Source organism: Pantoea nemavictus (assembly GCF_037479095.1).
In the GTDB taxonomy this organism is placed as follows: domain Bacteria; phylum Pseudomonadota; class Gammaproteobacteria; order Enterobacterales; family Enterobacteriaceae; genus Pantoea; species Pantoea nemavictus.
This window is the reverse complement of the sequence record NZ_JBBGZW010000001.1, coordinates 3,365,900-3,386,037: the sequence shown is the minus strand read 5'-3', so window position 1 is coordinate 3,386,037 and position 20,138 is coordinate 3,365,900. Positions and strand designations below refer to the sequence as shown.

Below are 20,138 nucleotides of genomic sequence, written 5' to 3'. Positions count from 1 at the left end.
TCTTTCCTTTTTATTAACCAAGGTTCAGCGCGTCATTAACCAGGTCTTGCTGCTGTTTTTGATGTACGGACATGTAGCCCACGGCCGGTGAAGCAGAAGCCGGACGGCCTGCATAACGCAGTGACGCACCAAATGGAACCACTTCGCGGAAATGATGCTGACTGCAATACCATGCGCCCTGATTGAGCGGCTCTTCCTGACACCACACGAAATCTTGCACATGAGCATAGTTTTTCAATACGTCCTGCACGACTTTGTGCGGGAACGGATAGAGCTGTTCGATACGTACGATGGCCACGTCGGTCTGCTCGTTCTTACGACGCTGATCCAGCAAATCGTAATAAACCTTGCCCGAACACAGCACCACACGTTTCACCTGCTGCGGATCCAAATCGTCGATCTCACCAATCGCCGGCTGGAAGCTACCGGTCGCCAGCTCTTCCAGCGTGGAGATTGCCAGCGGATGACGCAGCAGAGATTTCGGCGACATGACGATCAGCGGACGGCGCATACCGCGCAGCGCCTGACGACGCAGCATGTGGTAAACCTGCGCTGGTGTTGAAGGCACGCACACCTGCATGTTCTGTTCAGCACAGAGTTGCAGATAACGCTCCAGACGCGCCGAGGAGTGCTCAGGGCCCTGGCCTTCATAACCGTGCGGCAGCAACATCACCAGGCCACACATACGGCCCCATTTCTGCTCGCCGGAGCTGATGAACTGATCGATGACGACCTGTGCACCGTTGGCGAAGTCGCCGAACTGCGCTTCCCAAATGGTCAGCACGCGCGGCTCTGCGGTGGCGTAACCGTATTCGAAGGCCAGTACCGCTTCTTCCGACAGCACCGAATCCCACACTTTGAACTGACCCTGGCCGTTATGGACATGGTGCAGCGGCGTGTAGGTTGAGCCGTTAGTCTGATTGTGAATCACCGCATGACGGTGGAAGAAGGTACCGCGACCGGTATCTTCACCAGACAGACGAACCGGAATGCCTTCGTCAACCAGCGTGGCGTAGGCGAGGTTTTCTGCACCGCCCCAGTCGAACGCTTTGTTGCCTTCGGCCATCTCTTTACGATCGTTGTAAATCTTGGCGACGCGTGACTGCACTTCTACCGATTCCGGTACGCTGCTGATGCGGCGCGCCAGCTCCTGCAGACGTTTCAGTTCAACGGTTGCCGGGTAGCTCTCATCCCACTCGTGGTTGAGATACGGCGACCAGGTGAAGGAGTGCAGGCTCATTGGACGCCATTCCAGCACCACGCACTCGCCTTCATCCAGCGCATCACGATACAGATTAACCATTTCAGTGGCATCTTCGCTGGTCGCTACGCCTTCGCTTTCCAGCTGGTCGGCATAGAGTTTACGCGGCGTTGGATGCTTTTTGATTTTCTGGTACATCAACGGCTGAGTGGCACTTGGCTCATCGGCTTCGTTGTGGCCGTGACGGCGATAGCACACCAGATCGATGAAGACATCGCGTTTAAAGGTGTTGCGATAATCCAGCGCCAGACGCGTCACAAACGCCACCGCTTCTGGATCATCGGCGTTAACGTGGAAAATCGGTGCCAGCACCATTTTGCCGATGTCGGTGCAGTACGGCGTGGAACGCGCATCTTTCGGGTTGGAAGTGGTAAAACCAACCTGGTTGTTGATCACGATGCGCACGGTACCGCCCACTTCGTAACCCCGCGCCTGCGACATGTTCAGGGTTTCCTGCACCACGCCCTGGCCAATCACCGCAGCATCACCGTGAATGGTGATCGGCAGAACTTTGTTGCTGCTTGGCTCTGCCAGACGATCCAGACGCGCACGCACCGAACCCATCACTACCGGGCTGACGATTTCCAGATGCGACGGGTTGAACGCCAGCGCCAGGTGCACCAGGCCACCTTCGGTTTCCACATCAGATGAGAAGCCCATGTGGTACTTCACGTCGCCGGTGCCAAGATGTTCTTTGTGCTTACCGGAGAATTCGTCGAACAGATCCTGCGGTTTTTTACCCAGGACGTTGATCAGCACGTTCAGACGACCGCGGTGCGCCATACCCAGCACCACTTCACGCGTACCGCTCTTGCCAGCGTGACGAATCATCTCACGCAGCATCGGTACCAGCGCATCGCCGCCTTCCAGCGAGAAGCGTTTCGCACCTGGGAATTTCGCCCCCAGATATTTTTCCAGGCCTTCTGCCGCGGTCAGCTCTTTCAGGAAACCTTTTTTCTCGTCGCTGCTGAAAGACGCGTGGCCCACCACCGACTCCAGACGCTGCTGGATCCAGCGCTTCTCATCGGTGTTGTTGATGTGCATGTACTCTGCACCAATTGAGCCACAGTAAGTCTGCTGCAGCGCCGCAAACAGATCGGCCAGCTTCATCGTCTCTTTGCCGATAGCAAATGAGCCTACGTTAAAGCTTTCCTGAAAATCGGCGTCGGTCAGATCGTGATAAGCCGGATCGAGGTCGGCTACCGTGTCCTGTTTCCACAGGCCAAGCGGGTCAAGGTTGGCATGCTGATGGCCGCGGAAGCGGAACGCATTAATCAGCTGCAGTACTTTAACCTGTTTGGAGTTGGCGGCCGGATCGGTCACGGTTGATGTGTAACGCGTTGCGTCTTTAGCCAGGCGGCGGAAGTAATCACGCGTGGTGGAGTGAAATTGCTCAGGTTTCACGCCAGTGCCCGGCAGCTGCTGGAACAGCTCGCGCCACATGTCATCAACTGAGTCAGGATCGGTCAGGAAATCCTCATAGAGTTGCTCTATGTAGGATTGGTTCGCGCCGGCCAGCCAGGAGGAGTCCAGCCAGGGTTTCATCGCGCTGTTCTGCATTGTGATCCCTTAAGCATTAATCTGCTTTTTATGAGGTTTCATTTGTTACCGCTTACGCGGCTTGCCGTAGTGAGTTCAGCGATACGAACCTGTGCGCTACCGGCGCCTGGCTCGTAAGGGAACCTTTATAAGCGTGGTCAATACCGCGCTTATAGAGGCTTCCGTAAACATCCGGGAACCTCAGTTCCCGGACAGTGACTTCTTTGTTACGCCCCGCGTTGCAGCAGCATCGACTTAATATGGCCGATAGCGCGCGTTGGGTTTAGGCCTTTCGGGCACACGCTCACACAGTTCATGATGCTGTGACAGCGGAAAACACTGAAAGCATCGTTTAGATTGTCGAGACGCGCATTGGTTTCAGTGTCGCGGCTGTCGATCAGGAAACGGTAAGCGGCCAGCAGACCCGCCGGACCCACGAATTTGTCCGGATTCCACCAGAACGACGGGCATGAGGTAGAGCAGCAGGCGCAGAGAATACACTCGTACAAACCATCCAGATGCTCACGCTCTGCCGGGCTCTGTAAATGCTCGCGCGCCGGTGGATTTTCCCCATTATTCAAGAGGAAAGGCTTAATCTTCTCATACTGTGCATAGAATTGTCCCATGTCTACCACGAGGTCGCGGATCACCGGCAAACCAGGCAGAGGACGGATAACAATTTTCTTCGAACCGTTACCGAGCGCAGAAATCGGTGTGATGCACGCCAGACCATTTTTACCGTTCATGTTCAGACCATCTGAACCGCACACGCCTTCACGGCATGAGCGACGGAAAGCCAGCGTCGGATCTTTCTCTTTCAGACGGATCAGCGCATCCAGCAACATCATGTCGCGACCATCTTCCGATTCCAGCGTGTACTCCTGCATACGCGGCTTGGCATCGACTTCTGGGTTGTAACGATAGATTGAAAATTCGAGTCTCATGATCATCTCCGCAATTAGTAAGTACGCGCTTTCGGCGGGAAGGCCGCACGCAGTTTCGGTTGCATGTTCACCTCACGGCGCGTCATGCTTTCCGTCTGCGGAACATAGAGACTGTGGCACAGCCAGTTGGCATCATCACGCTCCGGATAATCGAAGCGGCTGTGTGCGCCACGGCTTTCAGTACGGAAGTTGGCAGCGACAGCGGTGGCATACGCGGTTTCCATCAGGTTATCCAACTCAAGGCACTCAATACGCTGGGTGTTGAAATCCGGCGAACGGTCATCAAGACGGGCTGATTTCAGACGCTCACGAATCACTTTCAGCTCTTCCAGACCTTCACGCATCGCATCGCCATCGCGGAATACCGAGAAGTTGTTCTGCATGCAGCGCTGCAGCGCTTTACGGATTTCGACAGGATCTTCACCGGTGGTGTTATTTTCCCAACGATTGAAGCGCGCCATCGCTTCATCCAGATTTTCCTGCGTGGCTTCACGCAGTTCGCCCTGCTCTTCAATACACTCCAGCAAGTGCACGCCAGCTGCGCGACCAAACACCACCAGATCGAGCAGTGAGTTACCGCCAAGGCGGTTAGCGCCGTGTACCGATACGCAGGCGATTTCGCCGACGGCGAACAGACCCGGAATCACCACATCTTCGCCCTGCTCGTTCACGCGCAGCGCCTGACCGGTCACTTTGGTCGGCACGCCGCCCATCATGTAGTGGCAGGTTGGGATCACCGGAATCGGTTCTTTAATAGGGTCAACGTGCGCAAAGGTACGCGACAGCTCAAGGATGCCCGGCAGGCGCGACTCCAGCACGTCGGCACCGAGATGGTCGAGCTTCAGTTTGATGTGCGGACCCCAAGGGCCATCGCAACCACGACCTTCACGGATTTCCACCATCATGGAGCGTGCTACTACATCACGGCCCGCCAGATCTTTGGCGTTCGGCGCATAGCGCTCCATGAAGCGTTCACCGTGCTTATTCAGCAGGTAACCGCCTTCACCACGGCAACCTTCGGTAACCAGCACGCCCGCACCGGCAATGCCGGTTGGGTGGAACTGCCACATTTCCATATCCTGCACCGGCACGCCTGCGCGCAGCGCCATACCGACGCCGTCACCGGTGTTGATGTGCGCGTTAGTGGTGGATTGGTAAATACGGCCCGCGCCGCCGGTCGCCAGAATGGTCGCTTTGGCTTTGAAGTAGACGGTTTCGCCGGTTTCCATGCAGATAGCCGTACAGCCGACAATCGCACCGTCTTCGTTTTTCACCAGATCCAGCGCATACCATTCGGAGAAGATGGTGGTTTTGTTCTTTAGATTCTGCTGATACAGCGTATGCAGCAAGGCGTGGCCCGTACGGTCGGCAGCCGCAGCGGTACGCGCCGCCTGCTCACCACCGAAATTCTTCGACTGACCACCAAACGGACGCTGATAGACGCGGCCGTCATCAAGACGGGAGAAAGGCAACCCCATATGTTCCAGTTCCAGAATCGCTTCCGGACCGACATGACACATATATTCGATCGCGTCCTGGTCGCCGATAAAGTCGGAACCTTTGACGGTGTCGTACATGTGCCATTCCCAGTTATCTTCATGGGTGTTACCCAGCGCAACGGTGATACCGCCCTGCGCCGATACGGTATGGGAACGGGTTGGGAAAACTTTGGATAAAAGGGCACAAGTCTGGCCCGATTGGGAGATTTGCAGAGCAGCGCGCATTCCTGCGCCACCCGCGCCGATCACCACGGCATCAAATTCTCTGACTGGCAAACTCATTTACACACCCCACACGACAACGGTTCCATAAATCGCATACGACAACAGCGCAACCACAATCACAAACTGCAGCAGCAACCGGGTTGCTACTGGTTTCACGTAGTCAGTCAGCACCTGCCACATCCCAATCCAGCCGTGGATCAGAATCGAGAACAGCGTCAACATGGTGAACACTTTAGTGAAGGCGGACGAGAAGAAGCCGTGCCAGACGTCATACGTCAGCGTGCCTGTCATCACGACAAAACCGAGGATGTAGAGAATGTAGAGCGTAATTAAGATTGCAGCAGCACGCAGTAACAGCCAGTCATGGATACCGTTGCGTCCTAATGCAGAAGCATTGCTTACCATACGAGGACTCCAGCCAAAATTGAGAGCACGACAGTGATAACAAAAGCCGCTTGCGCGGAACGGGTTCCCACCTGCAGGGTTTCTTCCATAAAGCCAAAATCAGCCAACATATGACGAATACCGCCCACAGCGTGATACGCCAGCGCAGTTAAAATGCCCCACATGATGAATTTGGCGAAGAAGCTATCCATGATGGATGCCGCTTGCTGGAAACCTTCTGGAGAGGAGAGAGAGAGACCCAGTAACCAGAGCAGAATTCCGAGAGCGACAAAGGTGATCACGCCGGAGACGCGGTGGAGAATGGACGATATTGCAGTAACGGGAAACCGGATCGTCGAGAGATCCAAGTTAACAGGTCTTTGTTTTTTCACGGTTTTGCCCACACAGCTCTTTTTTATTTTGCTTCCTCCGGTCCTGAGTTGCATCAGAGACACAGCATGTGTTCAGACTGCAACCGCCACCAAAATAGCAACATCCAGTGTTAAATAAAGCGGGTAAAACGCTGGGTGGCTCCTGGTGTCAGGGTGTTCCGGAGACCTGGCCGCAGTATAGGAGGATCACATTCTGATTACAATTCCCCTACAATCTCTTTGGTCACATTTAGGTTGAACAGTGATCATGCTCACGAATTTCACAATTTATACATTTTTAATTATCTGATTTGACAAAAGATCAACATTTCAGTTACAAACAATCGCATTAAAGCCCTATGATGCACAAAAGTTATGGGGATACACTTTCCCCTAAGCTCAAGTTATGTAACATTGCCAATACAAGCAATACAAAGCATCAGGTTATTGGTTACCAAGAAGTTATGTCGTGACAGGAACTTTAACATCCTCGATGTGCAGCATGTCATGCCCCGACGCCACCGAATGGCCCAAATCAGCGTTTACTCTGTAACCCTGCACGACCCACGTTACCGCAGAGTGATGCTGTGAAGATTGTGGTTATATCGCTTGCTGATATTTGCAACATGAAGGCTATTCTGGTGTCTAAGATCCTTACCTTAAAGGCGCTATGGAGACGAAATAATGACAGATAAAAAAGTGACGCTAACCCTACAAGATAATACGTCTGTTGAACTGGACGTGATGCAAGGTACGCTGGGACAAGATGTTGTTGATGTCCGCGCCCTTGGCTCTCAAGGCCTGTTCACCTTCGATCCCGGCTTCACCTCTACTGCGTCCTGCGAATCCAAAATCACCTTTATTGATGGTGACGAAGGTATTCTGTTACACCGTGGTTTCCCGATTGACCAGCTGGCAACCCACTCCAACTATCTCGAAGTGTGTTACATCTTGCTGAATGGCGAAGCCCCGACCCAAGCCCAGTTTGAAGAGTTCCGCACGACCGTTACCCGCCACACCATGATACACGAGCAAATCACCCGACTGTTCCATGGCTTCCGCCGCGATTCGCATCCTATGGCGGTAATGTGTGGTGTGACCGGTGCGCTGGCCGCGTTTTATCACGACTCTTTAGACGTCAATATTGAACGTCACCGTGAAATCGCTGCGTTCCGCCTGCTGTCGAAAATGCCGACCATGGCGGCGATGTGCTACAAATACTCCATCGGCCAGCCGTTTGTGTATCCGCGCAACGACCTCTCTTATGCCGGTAACTTCCTGCACATGATGTTCGCCACGCCATGCGAAGAGTACAAAGTGAATCCGGTACTGGAACGCGCCATGGACCGTATTCTGATTCTGCACGCCGACCATGAGCAGAACGCTTCAACCTCTACCGTACGTACCGCAGGCTCTTCAGGCGCCAACCCGTTTGCCTGTATCGCCGCCGGTATCGCTTCACTGTGGGGACCGGCGCACGGCGGTGCCAACGAAGCGACACTGCGCATGCTGGAAGAGATCAGCACTGTTGATCACATCCCTGAGTTTGTTAAACGTGCGAAAGACAAAAACGATTCGTTCCGTCTGATGGGCTTTGGCCACCGCGTCTACAAAAATTACGATCCGCGCGCCACCGTGATGCGCGATACCTGTCACGAAGTGCTGAATGAACTGGGCATGAAAGATGATCTGCTGGAAGTGGCGATGGAGCTGGAACACATCGCGCTGAACGACCCGTACTTCATTGAGCGTAAGCTCTATCCTAACGTCGATTTCTACTCAGGCATCATTCTGAAAGCGATGGGCATTCCGTCTTCCATGTTTACCGTCATCTTCGCCATGGCGCGTACCGTAGGCTGGATTGCACACTGGAAAGAGATGCATGACGAAGGCATGAAAATTGCCCGTCCGCGTCAGCTGTATACCGGTTACACCGAGCGTCCATTTACCTCGGCGCTGGATAAATAAGGAAAAGGCGGCCAAACGGCCGCCTTTTTTATTGCGCGATAAATCGTGCCGCTACAATTGGCATCCCGGACACCAGTAAAACGGCCGCGATGACAACACGCCCTTCTCAATCACCGCTCCGCAACGCCGACATTTTTTGCCCTGCCGATGAAACACCTCGAAGCGAAACGCGGCATCTTCGTGATACTTCTTCATGCTGCCACGCATCTGATATGACAAACGCGGCACCGACAGCATCGCCTCACTCAGCGCCGTGAGCTGCTGCTCGCTGAGATCCTGCGCCCGGTGCGACGCCAGCAAACCGGCATGCCATAAAATCTCCACGCGCAGATAATTACCTAAACCGGCGAGAAATGCCTGATCGAGCAACAAGCCGCTGAACTGGCGACGACGAAAGCGCGGCGACAGCAGACGCTCGCGCACCTCCTCCACCGTTAAGCTGGCATCCAGCACGTCTGGTCCCACCCGTTGCAGAAACGGATGCGCCGCCAAGGTAGCAGCGTTGAGCAGCTCAATATCCGACGCGCTGTACAGCAAAATGGTGTTATCCGCATTGGCGAGCCGCACGCGGAGTTGTCGCGTGGTATTCGGCTGCGTGCCGGTTGGCACCACGCGCCAGACGCCGTACAGCTGATTGTGGCTGTAAAGCGTCAGGCCATTTGAGAAGTGCGTGAGCAGCGCTTTGCCCCGCGTTTCAAACGCATTGATGGTGGTTCCCATCAGCGCGGGTTCATAGGTTTTCAGCTCGGGAAAGGCAAACCATACATCGGTGAGCGGTTTGCCTTCCATTGCCTCTGCCAGTTGATCCGCCGCACGACGGATCTCCGGTCCCTCAGGCATAACAACTCCTGTTAATGCGTGGCGCCACCGACGACGCGAATATCATTTTCGGTACTCAATATCACCTGCAGCGAGGTTTCCAGCGCCTTGATCACGCTAGCGGTGGCCATACTCGCCACACCAGGATGATGCACCGCTTGTTCCGGCATGTAAGGAATGTGAATAAAACCGCCGCGCGCCCTACTGTTGGTGGTATGAATCCAGTGCAGCAGGCTGTACATCACGTGATTACAGGTAAAAGTACCGGCGGTTTGCGATACCGACGCCGGCACGCCCACTTCACGCAGTGCGGCAACCATGGCTTTGATCGGCAGCGTGGAGAAATAGGCCGCCGGGCCATCGGCCTCAATCGGCTGATCGATCGGCTGCTGCTGGTCGTTGTCCGGAATACGTGCGTCATCCACATTGATGGCGACGCGTTCAACGGTAATGTCGGATCGACCACCCGCCTGCCCAACGCACAGCACGCGATCGGGCTGAATCTCTTCCAGCGCACGCGTTAACACTTCACCGCAGGTGGCAAACACCACCGGCAGCTGGCGCACCACAATACGTGCACCGGCGATCTCTTTGCCGTCAAAGCTGCGCACCGCTTCCCACGAAGGGTTGATGCTTTCGCCACCAAACGGCTCAAACGCCGTCATTAACACCGTTTTCATTGCAACCTCACAAGAACATCAGGAAGTAGAGCAGGAAAATATTCACTACCAACAGTAGCACACCGGTTGGCACCTGAGCCTTGATCACCGCGTTGCGGTCCGGCAGCTCTAACAGACGCGCCGGAACGATGTTGAAGTTGGCCGCCATCGGCGTCATCAAAGTCCCGCAATAGCCGGAGAACATGCCGATTGCCGCCATCACCGCCGGATTGCCACCGTGTTGCAGCACCAGAATCGGAATCCCAATCCCGGCCGTCACAATCGGGAAGGCCGCGAACGCATTGCCCATCACCATGGTCAGCAGCGCCATGCCACCCGCGTAGACCGCGACGGCGATCAGGCGATTATCCACCGCCAGATACTGCTCGGTAAGGTGCGAAATCGCGGTGCCGACACCGGCGCTGGTGAACAGCAGGCCGAGCGTGGCGAGAATTTGCGGCAGAATAAAGGCCCAACCCACCGCATCCAGCAAGCGACGGGTCTCCTGCATCGACTGCAGCGGCTTTTCATGGGTGATTTTCAGTGCAATCAGCCAGCCCAACAGGCAGCCGATCATCATTGAGAATAGCGTCACCAATGTTGAGTGATTGCCGGGGCCAAACACGGTGTCCTGCAGCCCAGGAATGTGGTTAAACGCCAGCACGCCAATCACGGTGACCAGCGGGATCGCCAGCGCCGGCAAGAACAGTTTGTTGTGCAGACGTTTGGCGCTCTCCTGTTTCTGCTCGTCGCTGCGCTGATGATAGCGTCCCAGACGCACGCCGCCGAAACCGGCAATCAACGCCATCACCACCACAGCCACGCCGACCGCGATGTGCAACCAGCGGCGGCCCAGTTCGGCATCGCCCGCCCATTGCCCCATCAACTGATAAGCGCCGTCGCCGATCAGGAAAATCAGCCCATACAAGGCCCAGAACAGCCCGGTGGTAAAACGGCGCGGGTTGGCGCTGTCGCGCCAGGAAAGCAGCGCCACCACCAGCAGGATCACCCCTGCCAGCCACATCAAATATTGTTGCTGGAACATTACTTCCCTCCTTTGGCGTTCAGCGCCTGCTGATTCAACGCGCCCAGTTCTCGCGCCAGCTGACGATCAAGGCGTACCAGACGGGCTGAATGAATGAGGAAAGCACAGAGTGCAGTAGGAATACCCCACAGCGCGATATGCAGCGGTTCGGTGCTGATACCGGCAGACTCCTGCATAAAGTTATGCATGAAGATAATTGCGCCAAAAGCGACGAAGATATCTTCACCAAAGAACAGACCAATGTTATCGGTGGCGGCCGACATGGCGCGCAGGCGATGACGCACGTCTGGCGGCACTTCGCCGTAGCGGTTTTCCGTGGCCCCTTCGGCCATCGGCGCCAGCAGCGGACGCACCATTTGTGGATGACCGCCAAGGCTGGTTAAGCCCAGCGCCGCAGTGGCTTCACGCACGAACAGGTAGACGATCAGCAAGCGCCCGGCGGTCGCGGTTTTGATCTGCGCGATCCAGCTCTGCGCGCGCTCTTTCAAACCATGACGCTCCAGCAAGCCGATGACCGCTAACGGCAGCAGCAGAATCAGCGGCAGATTACGCGTATTGAGGAAGCCAGAACCGAGTTTTTCCAGAATATCCGCCAGCGGCAGATGCGCCGCCAGCCCGGTGACGAAGCCCGCCACTATCACCACCAGCACCGGGTTAAAGCGCAGCACAAAACCCACAATGATGGCGGCAATGCCCAGTAGCGGCCAGAGGTTTACCACGTTATCCATGTTGTTCCCTTATGTAAAAGACAAAGCCCGGCGTGAGGCCGGGCAATCAGTAAAATGTTATGCGCTGGTAACGGCAATCTGATTGGTCGCAAAGGCGGCGCGCAACGTACGGGCGAACTGGAGCGCGTGGGCGCCGTCACCATGCAGACACACGGTTTCCGCGTTGACCGGCACCCATTCGCCGCTGATGCTCTGCACCTGACGCTGCTGCACCATCGCCAGCGTTTGCGCGAGCGCCTGGTCGGCATCTTCAATCATCGCGTTAGGCTGACTGCGAGGCACCAGCGCCCCGCTCGCCAGATAACCGCGATCGGCAAATACCTCTTCGCGTGTGCGCAAACCATGATGAGCCGCCGCCGCAATCGAGGCGCTGCCCGCCAATCCCACCAGAATTAATCCCGCATCCACGGCTTTCACCGCGCGCGCGATAGCATCGGCCAGCTGCGGATCGCCCGCCGCCTGGTTATACAACATGCCGTGCGGTTTGACGTGCACCAGACGTTCACCTTCGCTCTCCGCGATACTTTTTAGCGCGCCAATCTGGTAAATCATCTGCGCATACACTGTTTCCGGCGGCAGTTGCATCGCGCTACGACCAAAGTTTTCCCGATCGGGGAAACTGGGATGCGCACCAATCGCCACGCCACTGGCTTTCGCCCAGCGCACTGATTGCAGCATGGTTTGCGCATCACCGGCGTGGAAGCCGCAGGCGATATTGGCCGAGCTGACCAGCGTGAGCAGTTCCCGATCGCTGGCGCTGCCTTCGCCAAGATCGGCATTAAGATCAATCTTCATGTCCCAGTCCCCAGGCAATTTGGTCAAACGAGCGCTGCTGATGCTGCTTAGCCGCAATGGCATCTTCCAGCGTGCAATGAATGAAGTGAATCGGTTCGCCGAGACGAATTTGCGCCAGATGATAGAGATCGGCTTCGATGATGCAGGCGATACGCGGATAACCACCGGTGGTTTGCGCATCGGCCATCAACACAATCGGTTGGCCATTGGGCGGCACCTGCACCACGCCGGGCACTAAACCGTGCGACAGCAAATCGCGTGTCGCGTCGCGCTGCAATTGACGTCCCTGTAGGCGATATCCCATGCGATTACTTTGCGGACTGAGTTTCCACGGGCTGCGCCAAAAACCTTGCTGCGCTTCACGCGAGAATTCGCTGTATTCCGGCCCCGCCAGAGCGCGAATGCGATTGCCCCACAGCAGCTGGCGCACGCCGGCTTTGTCTTTGAAGTCACGCGTGGGTTTGCCTAACGGCAATTCGTCACCGTCTTGTAATTTTCGTCCCTGCCAGCCGCCAAACGCCGCCTTGAGATCGGTACTGACTGAACCGAGCATTTCCGGCACGGCAAAGCCACCGTTAATCGCCAGATAGCTGCGCATGCCGCGCGTTGGCGTTGCTAACGTCAGCACCTGACCTTTCTTCACCGGCAGTCGCCAGCCGGTCCAGACCGGTTGGCCATCCAGATCGGCATTACAGCCGGCGCCCGTCAGTGCAAACCAGCCATCGCGGGTAAACTGCACTTTGAACTGGCCGAGCACGATTTCCAGCACCGCGCTTTGCTCGGGATTGCCCACCAGCATATTGGCCGTGCGCATCGCCGGTTGATCCAGCGCGCCGCCAACGCTGATGCCATATTGCCGAAAACCGGTACGGCCGTGGTCCTGAAGCGAGGTCATCATGCCCGCGCGTAGAATCTTTAACATACGCCCTCCTGCTGCGGCACGAAGCGCACGCTATCGCCAGGACGTAATAGGGTTGGCGGATGTTGCAGCGGATCGAACAGGCTAAGCGGCGTATGGCCTATCAGCTGCCAGCCGCCCGGCGCGGCTAAGGGATAGATGCCGGTTTGGCTGCCACCAATGCCCACAGAGCCGCTCGGTACAATTAATCGCGGCTCGGCGCGGCGCGGCGTGTGTAACCGCTCATCCAGTCCGCCGAGATAAGGGAATCCGGGCTGGAAGCCAATGAAATAGACCACGTAATCAATGCTGCTGTGCAGTTCCACCGCTTGTTTTGGCGTCATATTGGCGCGCTCAGCGACTACCTGCAGATCCGGTCCGCCTTCACCGCCGTACACCACCGGAATTTCTACCCGGCGCGATTCCGGCAGCTGCGCTTCGCTCTCTTCCCACCAGCGCTGCAAACGTTCAATAGCGTCCAGCGCATTCAGTTGCGGGTCGCGCAGCAGCAGTGTCAGGTTGTTCATGCCAGGAATCACTTCCTCTACCTGCTCGTTCTGCTGCAATCGCTGACACAATCCCCAAATGCGCTGCTGGCTGGTCAACGAAACCGGCGGTTCCAGTTCCAGCACCACCGCGCGCTCACCTAGCAGATAACAACGTGCTCGTTGCAAAAACGACCTCCTGGTAAAAAAACATGCCGAAAAACAGATAATTGAGGTGCGCATTAATGCGCACACTACACAACCCGCACCATCAGGTTAGCGGGGCGCCATTTATGGCGACCGGGTGCGCGTTTATGCGTAAAGGCAATACGTTATGCGAAAGTGACAGAGATGTGTCAACAGATTTGCGCCCTTAACGTGTGTTAAGGGCGTGAGAGAGGAGCAATCAGGCAGGATTGTCGATGTCAATAAAGGTCACATCAAGACCGTGATGTGTCGCTAGCCATTCGCCGAGCGCCTTAATCCCGCCGCGCTCGGTCGCGTGATGGCCAGCAGCGAAGAAGTGCAACCCCTGTTCGCGCGCGCTATGAATGGTTTGCTCAGAAACTTCACCGGTAATAAAGGCATCGACACCAAATGCCGCCGCGCTATCGATAAAGCCCTGACCGCCACCGCTACACCAGGCAACGCGTTTGATCAACGCAGGCGCGTTATCACCGCAGTGCAGCGGCGTACGGCCTAAACGCTGGGCGATTTTTTCCGCCAACGCCGCACCGCTCAACGGCTGTGCCAATTCGCCCCACGGCACCAGCGGCTGAATTTCGCCTTTGACCTCGATATCAAACAGACGCGCCAGCTGCGCGTTGTTACCCAACTCGGCGTGCGCATCCAGTGGCAGATGCCAGCCATACAGGTTGATATCATTGGCCAGCAAGGTACGCAGGCGCTGGCGCTTCATGCCTTTAATCACCGGCGCTTCACTCTTCCAGAAGTAGCCGTGATGCACTAGCACCGCATCAGCGTTGCGCTTCACCGCTTCATCCAGCAACGCCTGACAAGCCGTTACGCCGGTGATGAGGGTTTTTACTTCAGCGCGTCCTTCAACCTGCAAACCGTTCGGTGCGTAATCGCTGAAGGCGCTGTTGTTAAGCTGCTGGTTGACGATCTGTTCTAATTCAACATTGTTCATTACGGCTCCCTGATCGCCTCAAGCCGCGCTGCGAGCGCGCTCAAAGGCGTCTAGTGTCTTTTTACGTGCATCCTTATGTTCCACGATTGGTGCCGGATAATCGAGTTTCTTGTTATTTTTCTGCGCCCAAACCTGTGGCTGATGGATATCGCTGTCTGGTACAGAGCGCAGTTCCGGCAACCACTGGCGGATAAAGTCGCCCTGTTTATCGAAGCGTTCGCCCTGAGTGGTGGGATTGAAGATGCGGAAATAAGGCGCGGCATCGGTGCCGGTTGATGCCGCCCATTGCCAGCCACCGTTATTGGCGGCCAGATCGCCATCGATCAATTGCTGCATAAAGTAGCGCTCACCTTCACGCCAATCGATGAGCAGATCCTTTACCAGAAAACTGGCGGTAATCATGCGCAGCCGATTGTGCATCCAGCCCAGCGTGTTGAGCTGACGCATCGCCGCATCGACAATCGGATAGCCGGTTTTACCCTGCTGCCAGGCCGCAAGATGATGGTCATTTTTCTGCCAATTCACGTTGCGCGTCCAATCGACAAACGGTTGGTGCTTACACAATGCCGGGAATGCCACCATCAGATGGCGGTAAAATTCGCGCCAGATCAGCTCGTTCAGCCAGGTAAACGCCTTGCCCTCATTGAGCGCGTCGGGGTGCTCTTTCAATACCCGATGTAAGCACTGGCGCGGCGATAGCACACCAATCGCCAGATAAGCCGATAAGCGGCTGGTGCCATCAATCGCCGGTAAGTCGCGCTGATCCGGGTAGTGTTGCACCGCCTGTTTGGCGAAATGACGCAGCTGTTTTAACGCTGCCTCTTCACCGGCAGGGAACCAGCTCTCATCAACATCTTCGCAAGGATAATCAAATGCTGGAATGTGCTGTTCGATACGGATTGGTGCATTCGGGCGGGCTTTCGGAGCATGATAGCACTCCGGCAAGCCCTGATGCAGGCGGCGGACAAAGGCTTTGCTGAATGGCGTAAACACTTTGAACATGGTGTTACTGCCGGTTTGTACGCTGCCCGGCGGCAACAGCAGGCTATCGTCAAATCCCTGACAAATCACGCCCTGCGCATCCAGCCGCTTTTCGGCCTGTGCATCGCGCTCACGTTCGTTTATTTCGTACTGATAGTTGTAATAAAGCGCGTCGACGTGCTGCTGGTGGCAAAACTCGCTGAGAAAATCAATCGAGGCAGCAAAGTCATCACACTGATGATAATGCAAAGGGATGCCGCGTTCCGCCAATGACGCCTGCAATAAGCGGAGATTTTGCTGGATAAACGCCGCCTGCTTCGGTGCCATGTGATGCTGCTGCCACTGCTGTGGCGTGGCGATAAACAGCGCCATCACGTTGGCATTGCTGTCGCGACAGGCGGCTGCCAGCGCCATGTTGTCATTGATGCGCAGATCGTTGCGCAACCAAACTAAATGGGTGGTCATAAAGCCCCGAAATTATTGTCCGTAGCGCAAACGCAGCGCTTCTGGATAAGGATCAAAATAACGCTGCTGAGCCAGCCATGGATGCGGATATTCCGCCATGTAGTGTTTCAGCATGGTGATCGGTGCGAGCAACGGCTGCACGCCGAGACGATAACGATCGATCAGCTGCGCCAACTCCTGACGCTGCGGCGAACTCAACTGCGGGCGGAAATAGCCTTGCACATGCATCAGCACGTTGGTGTGATTGCGGCGCGATGCCTGATGGGACATCAGATGCATCAGGCGATTGCGATACTCAACGGCGTAATCTTCCAGCGAATCCCACTGATCCATTGCCGCCACAAAACGTCCCATTTCACGGTACTCATCCTGCGCATGGGAAAGCAGCAGCAATTTATAGCGGCTATGAAAGGCCATCAGCTTGTGGCGCGACAGACCGCTGCGCCACATTTCATTGAATTCGTGCAGCGCATAAACGCGGCCAATGAAGTTTTCGCGGATGGCATCATCATGCAGGCGGCCGTCCTCTTCCAGCGGCAACCACGGCATCTCTTTCTGCAGAAATGCGGTAAACATGCCGGTGCCCGCTTTACGATTATTGTTGGTTTCGGGCTCGTAAACGCGAACGCGCTCCAGCCCACAGCTAGGCGATTTGGCACACAGAATGTACCCACACAGATGATGCAGCGATTTCACGCGCTCGGCGGACCAGCGCTGCATCTCATCGGTGACTTCCTCGCCGCCATCCTTGCTGAAGCAGAGATGAATATTGTCATCGCTCTCTTTCACCAGCCGCAAAGCCGGGCGTGGCGTCGGTAAACCAATCGCCATTTCAGGACATACAGGTTCGAAGCGCACAAATGGCACGAGCTCGTCCGTCGCGAAAGCAAAACGTTTGTGGCCGCCATCGAATCGGACGTTATCCCCGAGCAGGCAAGCGCTGATACCAACAGGAATTTTCTCGCTCATACTTGTACAACCTCATAAAACTTGTAGAGGTTTTAAGTGTAGCTGAAATGGCACGGGATAACAGCGGGGAAGCGGGTTTGAGGGGAAAATTTGCCATAAAAAACCCGGCAAGCGCCGGGTGGATGATGCGTAGAATTCGTTTACCAGTAGATGCCAGCAGCCGCTTCCGACTGCGCCAGCCATACCGGTTTGGTGCTGGTTTTGCACCAGATGCGATGCAAGTAGCTATAAAAACGCGCGCGATCCTGACGGAATAACATCACTGGCAGCGCCAGCAAACCGATTGATAGCACCAGCACACGGCGCAGTACGATTTTATACAGTGGATATGCTCGATCCATCTTGGCCCCCTTGTGGTGAACATTGCGTTGAAATGTGATCTGGTTCAGATATTACCCGGAATTGTGTAATTTACTACTCATCCGACCACTTTATTTGCTGTTTTTTTGCACCATTTTGCTGGAGATGAAATTTAGTTACAGAATTGTGATCGATAAGATCGCAGCAAGTTAAAAACTATATGACGGACGCGGAGCTGCTTTATTGCTAAAGTGATGCGTTAACTTTTTGCCGCTGGAGGCAGCGTGACGACCATCTTGATTGTGGAAGATGAAAAAGAGATTCGCCGTTTCGTGCGCCTGGCGCTGGAGAGCGAAGGTTTAAAGATTGTGGAAGCGGAACAGCTACAGCGGGGTCTGATTGAGGCGGCAACGCGTAAGCCCGATCTGGTGATCCTCGATCTTGGCTTGCCCGATGGCGATGGTAATGACTTTATTCGTGAAGTGCGCCAGTGGAGCAGTATGCCGGTGATTGTGCTGTCGGCGCGCAGCGACGAGCAGGATAAGATCGATGCGCTGGATGCAGGTGCAGATGATTATCTCACTAAGCCCTTTGGCATCGGTGAGTTGCTGGCGCGCGTACGCGTGGCGCTGCGGCGGCATCAAAGCAGCCAGCCAGAACCGATTGTGAAATTTGGTGAAGTGAGTGTCGATTTGGCGGCACGCCGTGTGCTGCGCAGTGAACAGGAAGTGCATCTGACGCCAACCGAGTTCCGTCTGCTCAGCTTGCTATTGAATAATGCCGGAAAGGTGCTGACGCAACGTCAGTTGCTCAACCAGGTTTGGGGACCGAATGCGGTGGAGCACAGCCACTATTTGCGCATCTACATGGGCCATTTACGGCAAAAGCTGGAAGCGAATCCCACCCAGCCCAGCCATTTGCTGACCGAAACCGGTATCGGCTACCGTTTTATGCCATAAAAAAAGGCCGCTTAGCGGCCTTTTCTCTTCACTGCCAATCAGGCGTTTTTCAGTACTTCGCTAACAATCTCAACCGCTTCTTTCTCGATCTGCTGACGGTGTTCAGCGCCGAGGAAGCTTTCACAGTAGATTTTGTAGGCGTCTTCCGTGCCCGATGGACGAGCGGCAAACCAGCCGTTTTCCGTCATCACTTTCAGACCACCGATTGATGCACCGTTACCCGGTGCAGCAGTCAAGCGTGCGGTGATTGGATCACCCGCCAGCGTATCCGCGCTCACCATTTCTGGAGACAGTTTAGACAGTGCCGCTTTCTGTGCTGAAGTTGCCGGTGCCTGCAGACGATTGTAGCTAGGCGCTCCAAAGCGCGCGGCCAGCTCGTCATAATGCTGCTGCGGGTTCTTGCCGGTTACCGCGGTGATTTCTGCGGCCAGCAGGCACAGAATGATACCGTCTTTATCGGTTGACCAGGCTGAGCCATCGAAACGCAGGAACGATGCGCCCGCGCTCTCTTCGCCGCCGAAACCGAAGCTGCCATCGAACAGGCCATCAACGAACCATTTGAAACCAACCGGCACTTCCACCAGCTTACGGCCAATGTCGTTAACTACGCGGTCGATCATCGCGCTGGAAACCAGCGTTTTACCGACAGCCACCTCTTTGCCCCACTGCGGACGATGCTGGAACAGGTAGTTGATTGCCACCGCCAGATAGTGGTTCGGATTCATCAGACCGGCTGGCGTGACGATGCCATGGCGATCGTAATCAGGATCGTTACCAAAGGCCAAATCGAATTTGTCTTTGTACGCCAGCAAACCCGCCATCGCGCATTCGGACGAGCAGTCCATACGCACCACGCCATCTTTATCCAGATGCATGAAGCGGAAAGTCTGATCGATAGCATCGTTAACGATGGTCAGATCAAGCTTGTAGTGCTCAGCAATGCGCTGCCAGTAAGCAATACCCGAGCCGCCTAATGGATCGACGCCAATTTTCAGGCCCGCTTTCTGGATGGCCGAGAAATCGATTACCTGCGCCAAACCTTCAACGTACGGCTGGATCAGGTCCTGCTCAACGATATGGCCGCTTGCCCAAGCCTGATCCAGCGGCAGACGCTTAACGTCCTTCAGCTCGCCTTTGATCAGCTGGTTAGCACGATCTTCCACCACTTTGGTGACGTTGGTATCCGCCGGTCCACCGTTTGGCGGATTGTATTTGATACCGCCATCTTCCGGTGGGTTGTGCGAAGGCGTGATAACGATACCGTCCGCCTGCGCGCCGCCGCGTTTGTTGTGCTCAAGAATGGCATTAGAGATGGCAGGCGTCGGCGTGTAACCATTGTCCTGCTGTACAATCACGTCCACGCCGTTAGCGGCCAGCACTTCCAGCACCGACAAGATCGCCGGCTCAGACAGTGCGTGCGTGTCTTTACCCACGTAGCACGGTCCGGTGATGCCGTTCTTTTTGCGCTCTTCAGCAATCGCCTGCGCGATCGCTAAAATGTGCTGTTCGTTGAAGCTTTGGCGTCCCGCGCTACCGCGATGGCCTGAAGTGCCAAATTTCACCGCATGATCCGGATTCGCCACATCGGGCTTCAGGACGTAATACTGCGAGGTTAATTGTGCAACGTTAATCAAATCGCTCTGCTGGGCAGGCTGCCCGGCACGGGGGTGATTGGCCATTGGCGCTTCTCCCTG

The 20,138-nt window shown here is 55.6% G+C and carries 19 protein-coding genes; 2 read left to right on the top strand and 17 right to left on the bottom strand.

The window, feature by feature from the left end:
- Window positions 1-13: 13 nt before the first annotated feature.
- From sucA to sdhC, 5 genes are all read right to left on the bottom strand, one after another.
- Window positions 14-2,821 carry a 2-oxoglutarate dehydrogenase E1 component gene (gene sucA, locus WH298_RS15520; RefSeq protein WP_180823266.1) on the bottom strand — a complete coding sequence of 936 codons (2,808 nt, stop codon included), beginning with the start codon at window positions 2,819-2,821 and terminating at the stop codon, window positions 14-16.
- Window positions 2,822-3,027: 206 nt separating this feature from the next.
- Complete coding sequence (locus tag WH298_RS15515) at window positions 3,028-3,744, bottom strand: succinate dehydrogenase iron-sulfur subunit (RefSeq protein ID WP_007890649.1); 717 nt, start codon at window positions 3,742-3,744, stop codon at window positions 3,028-3,030.
- Window positions 3,745-3,758: 14 nt separating this feature from the next.
- On the bottom strand, window positions 3,759-5,525 hold the full coding sequence (gene sdhA, locus WH298_RS15510) for a succinate dehydrogenase flavoprotein subunit (RefSeq protein WP_007890650.1): 1,767 nt from the start codon (window positions 5,523-5,525) through the stop codon (window positions 3,759-3,761).
- On the bottom strand, window positions 5,526-5,873 hold the full coding sequence (gene sdhD, locus WH298_RS15505; protein ID WP_049850912.1) for a succinate dehydrogenase membrane anchor subunit: 348 nt from the start codon (window positions 5,871-5,873) through the stop codon (window positions 5,526-5,528). It lies immediately after the preceding gene.
- Window positions 5,867-6,298 (bottom strand): succinate dehydrogenase cytochrome b556 subunit, encoded by a 432-nt coding sequence (gene sdhC, locus WH298_RS15500; RefSeq protein ID WP_007890652.1) that lies wholly within the window; start codon window positions 6,296-6,298, stop codon window positions 5,867-5,869. The genes sdhD and sdhC overlap by 7 nt, the downstream gene beginning before the upstream one ends.
- A gap of 609 nt (window positions 6,299-6,907) precedes the next feature.
- Here sdhC and WH298_RS15495 point away from each other — a divergent pair.
- Complete coding sequence (locus WH298_RS15495) at window positions 6,908-8,191, top strand: citrate synthase (protein WP_008107361.1); 1,284 nt, start codon at window positions 6,908-6,910, stop codon at window positions 8,189-8,191.
- A gap of 51 nt (window positions 8,192-8,242) precedes the next feature.
- Here WH298_RS15495 and nei read toward each other — a convergent pair whose 3' ends face one another.
- The 11 genes from nei to WH298_RS15440 form a co-directional block, all read right to left on the bottom strand.
- Window positions 8,243-9,031, bottom strand: coding sequence for an endonuclease VIII (nei, locus tag WH298_RS15490; RefSeq protein WP_007890654.1), 789 nt, complete (start codon window positions 9,029-9,031; stop codon window positions 8,243-8,245).
- 11 nt (window positions 9,032-9,042) lie between these two features.
- Complete coding sequence (pcp, locus tag WH298_RS15485; protein ID WP_180823265.1) at window positions 9,043-9,690, bottom strand: pyroglutamyl-peptidase I; 648 nt, start codon at window positions 9,688-9,690, stop codon at window positions 9,043-9,045.
- A gap of 7 nt (window positions 9,691-9,697) precedes the next feature.
- Window positions 9,698-10,714: a DUF979 domain-containing protein gene (locus WH298_RS15480; RefSeq protein ID WP_007890656.1), complete on the bottom strand. Its 1,017-nt coding sequence runs from the start codon at window positions 10,712-10,714 to the stop codon at window positions 9,698-9,700.
- The gene (locus tag WH298_RS15475; protein ID WP_007890657.1) at window positions 10,714-11,442 is read right to left on the bottom strand and encodes a DUF969 domain-containing protein; all 729 of its coding nucleotides are present in this window, start codon (window positions 11,440-11,442) and stop codon (window positions 10,714-10,716) included. Before WH298_RS15475 ends, WH298_RS15480 begins: the two co-directional genes overlap by 1 nt.
- A 57-nt stretch (window positions 11,443-11,499) precedes the next feature.
- Window positions 11,500-12,237 carry a 5-oxoprolinase subunit PxpA gene (gene pxpA, locus WH298_RS15470; RefSeq protein ID WP_007890658.1) on the bottom strand — a complete coding sequence of 246 codons (738 nt, stop codon included), beginning with the start codon at window positions 12,235-12,237 and terminating at the stop codon, window positions 11,500-11,502.
- Window positions 12,227-13,159 (bottom strand): 5-oxoprolinase subunit PxpC, encoded by a 933-nt coding sequence (gene pxpC / locus WH298_RS15465; RefSeq protein WP_180823264.1) that lies wholly within the window; start codon window positions 13,157-13,159, stop codon window positions 12,227-12,229. The genes pxpA and pxpC overlap by 11 nt, the downstream gene beginning before the upstream one ends.
- Window positions 13,153-13,809, bottom strand: coding sequence for a 5-oxoprolinase subunit PxpB (gene pxpB, locus WH298_RS15460; RefSeq protein ID WP_180823263.1), 657 nt, complete (start codon window positions 13,807-13,809; stop codon window positions 13,153-13,155). Before pxpB ends, pxpC begins: the two co-directional genes overlap by 7 nt.
- Window positions 13,810-14,026: 217 nt before the next feature.
- Window positions 14,027-14,770, bottom strand: coding sequence for a type 2 GTP cyclohydrolase I (locus WH298_RS15455; protein WP_180823262.1), 744 nt, complete (start codon window positions 14,768-14,770; stop codon window positions 14,027-14,029).
- Between the two features lie 18 nt (window positions 14,771-14,788).
- The gene (gene phrB / locus WH298_RS15450) at window positions 14,789-16,216 is read right to left on the bottom strand and encodes a deoxyribodipyrimidine photo-lyase (RefSeq protein ID WP_180823261.1); all 1,428 of its coding nucleotides are present in this window, start codon (window positions 16,214-16,216) and stop codon (window positions 14,789-14,791) included.
- Between the two features lie 12 nt (window positions 16,217-16,228).
- A complete protein-coding gene (locus WH298_RS15445; protein WP_049850905.1) occupies window positions 16,229-17,185 on the bottom strand; it encodes a YbgA family protein in 957 nt (318 codons plus the stop codon).
- 140 nt (window positions 17,186-17,325) lie between these two features.
- Complete coding sequence (locus tag WH298_RS15440) at window positions 17,326-17,526, bottom strand: YbfA family protein (protein WP_180823260.1); 201 nt, start codon at window positions 17,524-17,526, stop codon at window positions 17,326-17,328.
- A gap of 243 nt (window positions 17,527-17,769) precedes the next feature.
- On the opposite strand from WH298_RS15440, the gene kdpE reads away from it, so the two are divergent.
- The gene (gene kdpE / locus WH298_RS15435; protein ID WP_007890666.1) at window positions 17,770-18,444 is read left to right on the top strand and encodes a two-component system response regulator KdpE; all 675 of its coding nucleotides are present in this window, start codon (window positions 17,770-17,772) and stop codon (window positions 18,442-18,444) included.
- 38 nt (window positions 18,445-18,482) lie between these two features.
- Here kdpE and pgm read toward each other — a convergent pair whose 3' ends face one another.
- Entirely contained in the window at window positions 18,483-20,123 is a 1,641-nt protein-coding gene (gene pgm / locus WH298_RS15430) for a phosphoglucomutase (alpha-D-glucose-1,6-bisphosphate-dependent) (RefSeq protein WP_180823259.1), read from the bottom strand.
- Window positions 20,124-20,138: the final 15 nt, after the last annotated feature.

Coding starts and splice junctions, on each gene's coding strand:
- pxpC (WP_180823264.1), bottom strand. CDS start 13,159: ATGTTAAAGATTCTACGCGCGGGCATGATGACCTCGCTTCAGGACCAC.
- WH298_RS15515 (WP_007890649.1), bottom strand. CDS start 3,744: ATGAGACTCGAATTTTCAATCTATCGTTACAACCCAGAAGTCGATGCC.
- phrB (WP_180823261.1), bottom strand. CDS start 16,216: ATGACCACCCATTTAGTTTGGTTGCGCAACGATCTGCGCATCAATGAC.
- WH298_RS15455 (WP_180823262.1), bottom strand. CDS start 14,770: ATGAACAATGTTGAATTAGAACAGATCGTCAACCAGCAGCTTAACAAC.
- pcp (WP_180823265.1), bottom strand. CDS start 9,690: ATGAAAACGGTGTTAATGACGGCGTTTGAGCCGTTTGGTGGCGAAAGC.
- pxpA (WP_007890658.1), bottom strand. CDS start 12,237: ATGAAGATTGATCTTAATGCCGATCTTGGCGAAGGCAGCGCCAGCGAT.
- sdhC (WP_007890652.1), bottom strand. CDS start 6,298: ATGCAACTCAGGACCGGAGGAAGCAAAATAAAAAAGAGCTGTGTGGGC.
- sdhD (WP_049850912.1), bottom strand. CDS start 5,873: ATGGTAAGCAATGCTTCTGCATTAGGACGCAACGGTATCCATGACTGG.
- WH298_RS15445 (WP_049850905.1), bottom strand. CDS start 17,185: ATGAGCGAGAAAATTCCTGTTGGTATCAGCGCTTGCCTGCTCGGGGAT.
- sucA (WP_180823266.1), bottom strand. CDS start 2,821: ATGCAGAACAGCGCGATGAAACCCTGGCTGGACTCCTCCTGGCTGGCC.
- sdhA (WP_007890650.1), bottom strand. CDS start 5,525: ATGAGTTTGCCAGTCAGAGAATTTGATGCCGTGGTGATCGGCGCGGGT.
- nei (WP_007890654.1), bottom strand. CDS start 9,031: ATGCCTGAGGGACCGGAGATCCGTCGTGCGGCGGATCAACTGGCAGAG.
- WH298_RS15475 (WP_007890657.1), bottom strand. CDS start 11,442: ATGGATAACGTGGTAAACCTCTGGCCGCTACTGGGCATTGCCGCCATC.
- WH298_RS15440 (WP_180823260.1), bottom strand. CDS start 17,526: ATGGATCGAGCATATCCACTGTATAAAATCGTACTGCGCCGTGTGCTG.
- WH298_RS15495 (WP_008107361.1), top strand. CDS start 6,908: ATGACAGATAAAAAAGTGACGCTAACCCTACAAGATAATACGTCTGTT.
- pgm (WP_180823259.1), bottom strand. CDS start 20,123: ATGGCCAATCACCCCCGTGCCGGGCAGCCTGCCCAGCAGAGCGATTTG.
- WH298_RS15480 (WP_007890656.1), bottom strand. CDS start 10,714: ATGTTCCAGCAACAATATTTGATGTGGCTGGCAGGGGTGATCCTGCTG.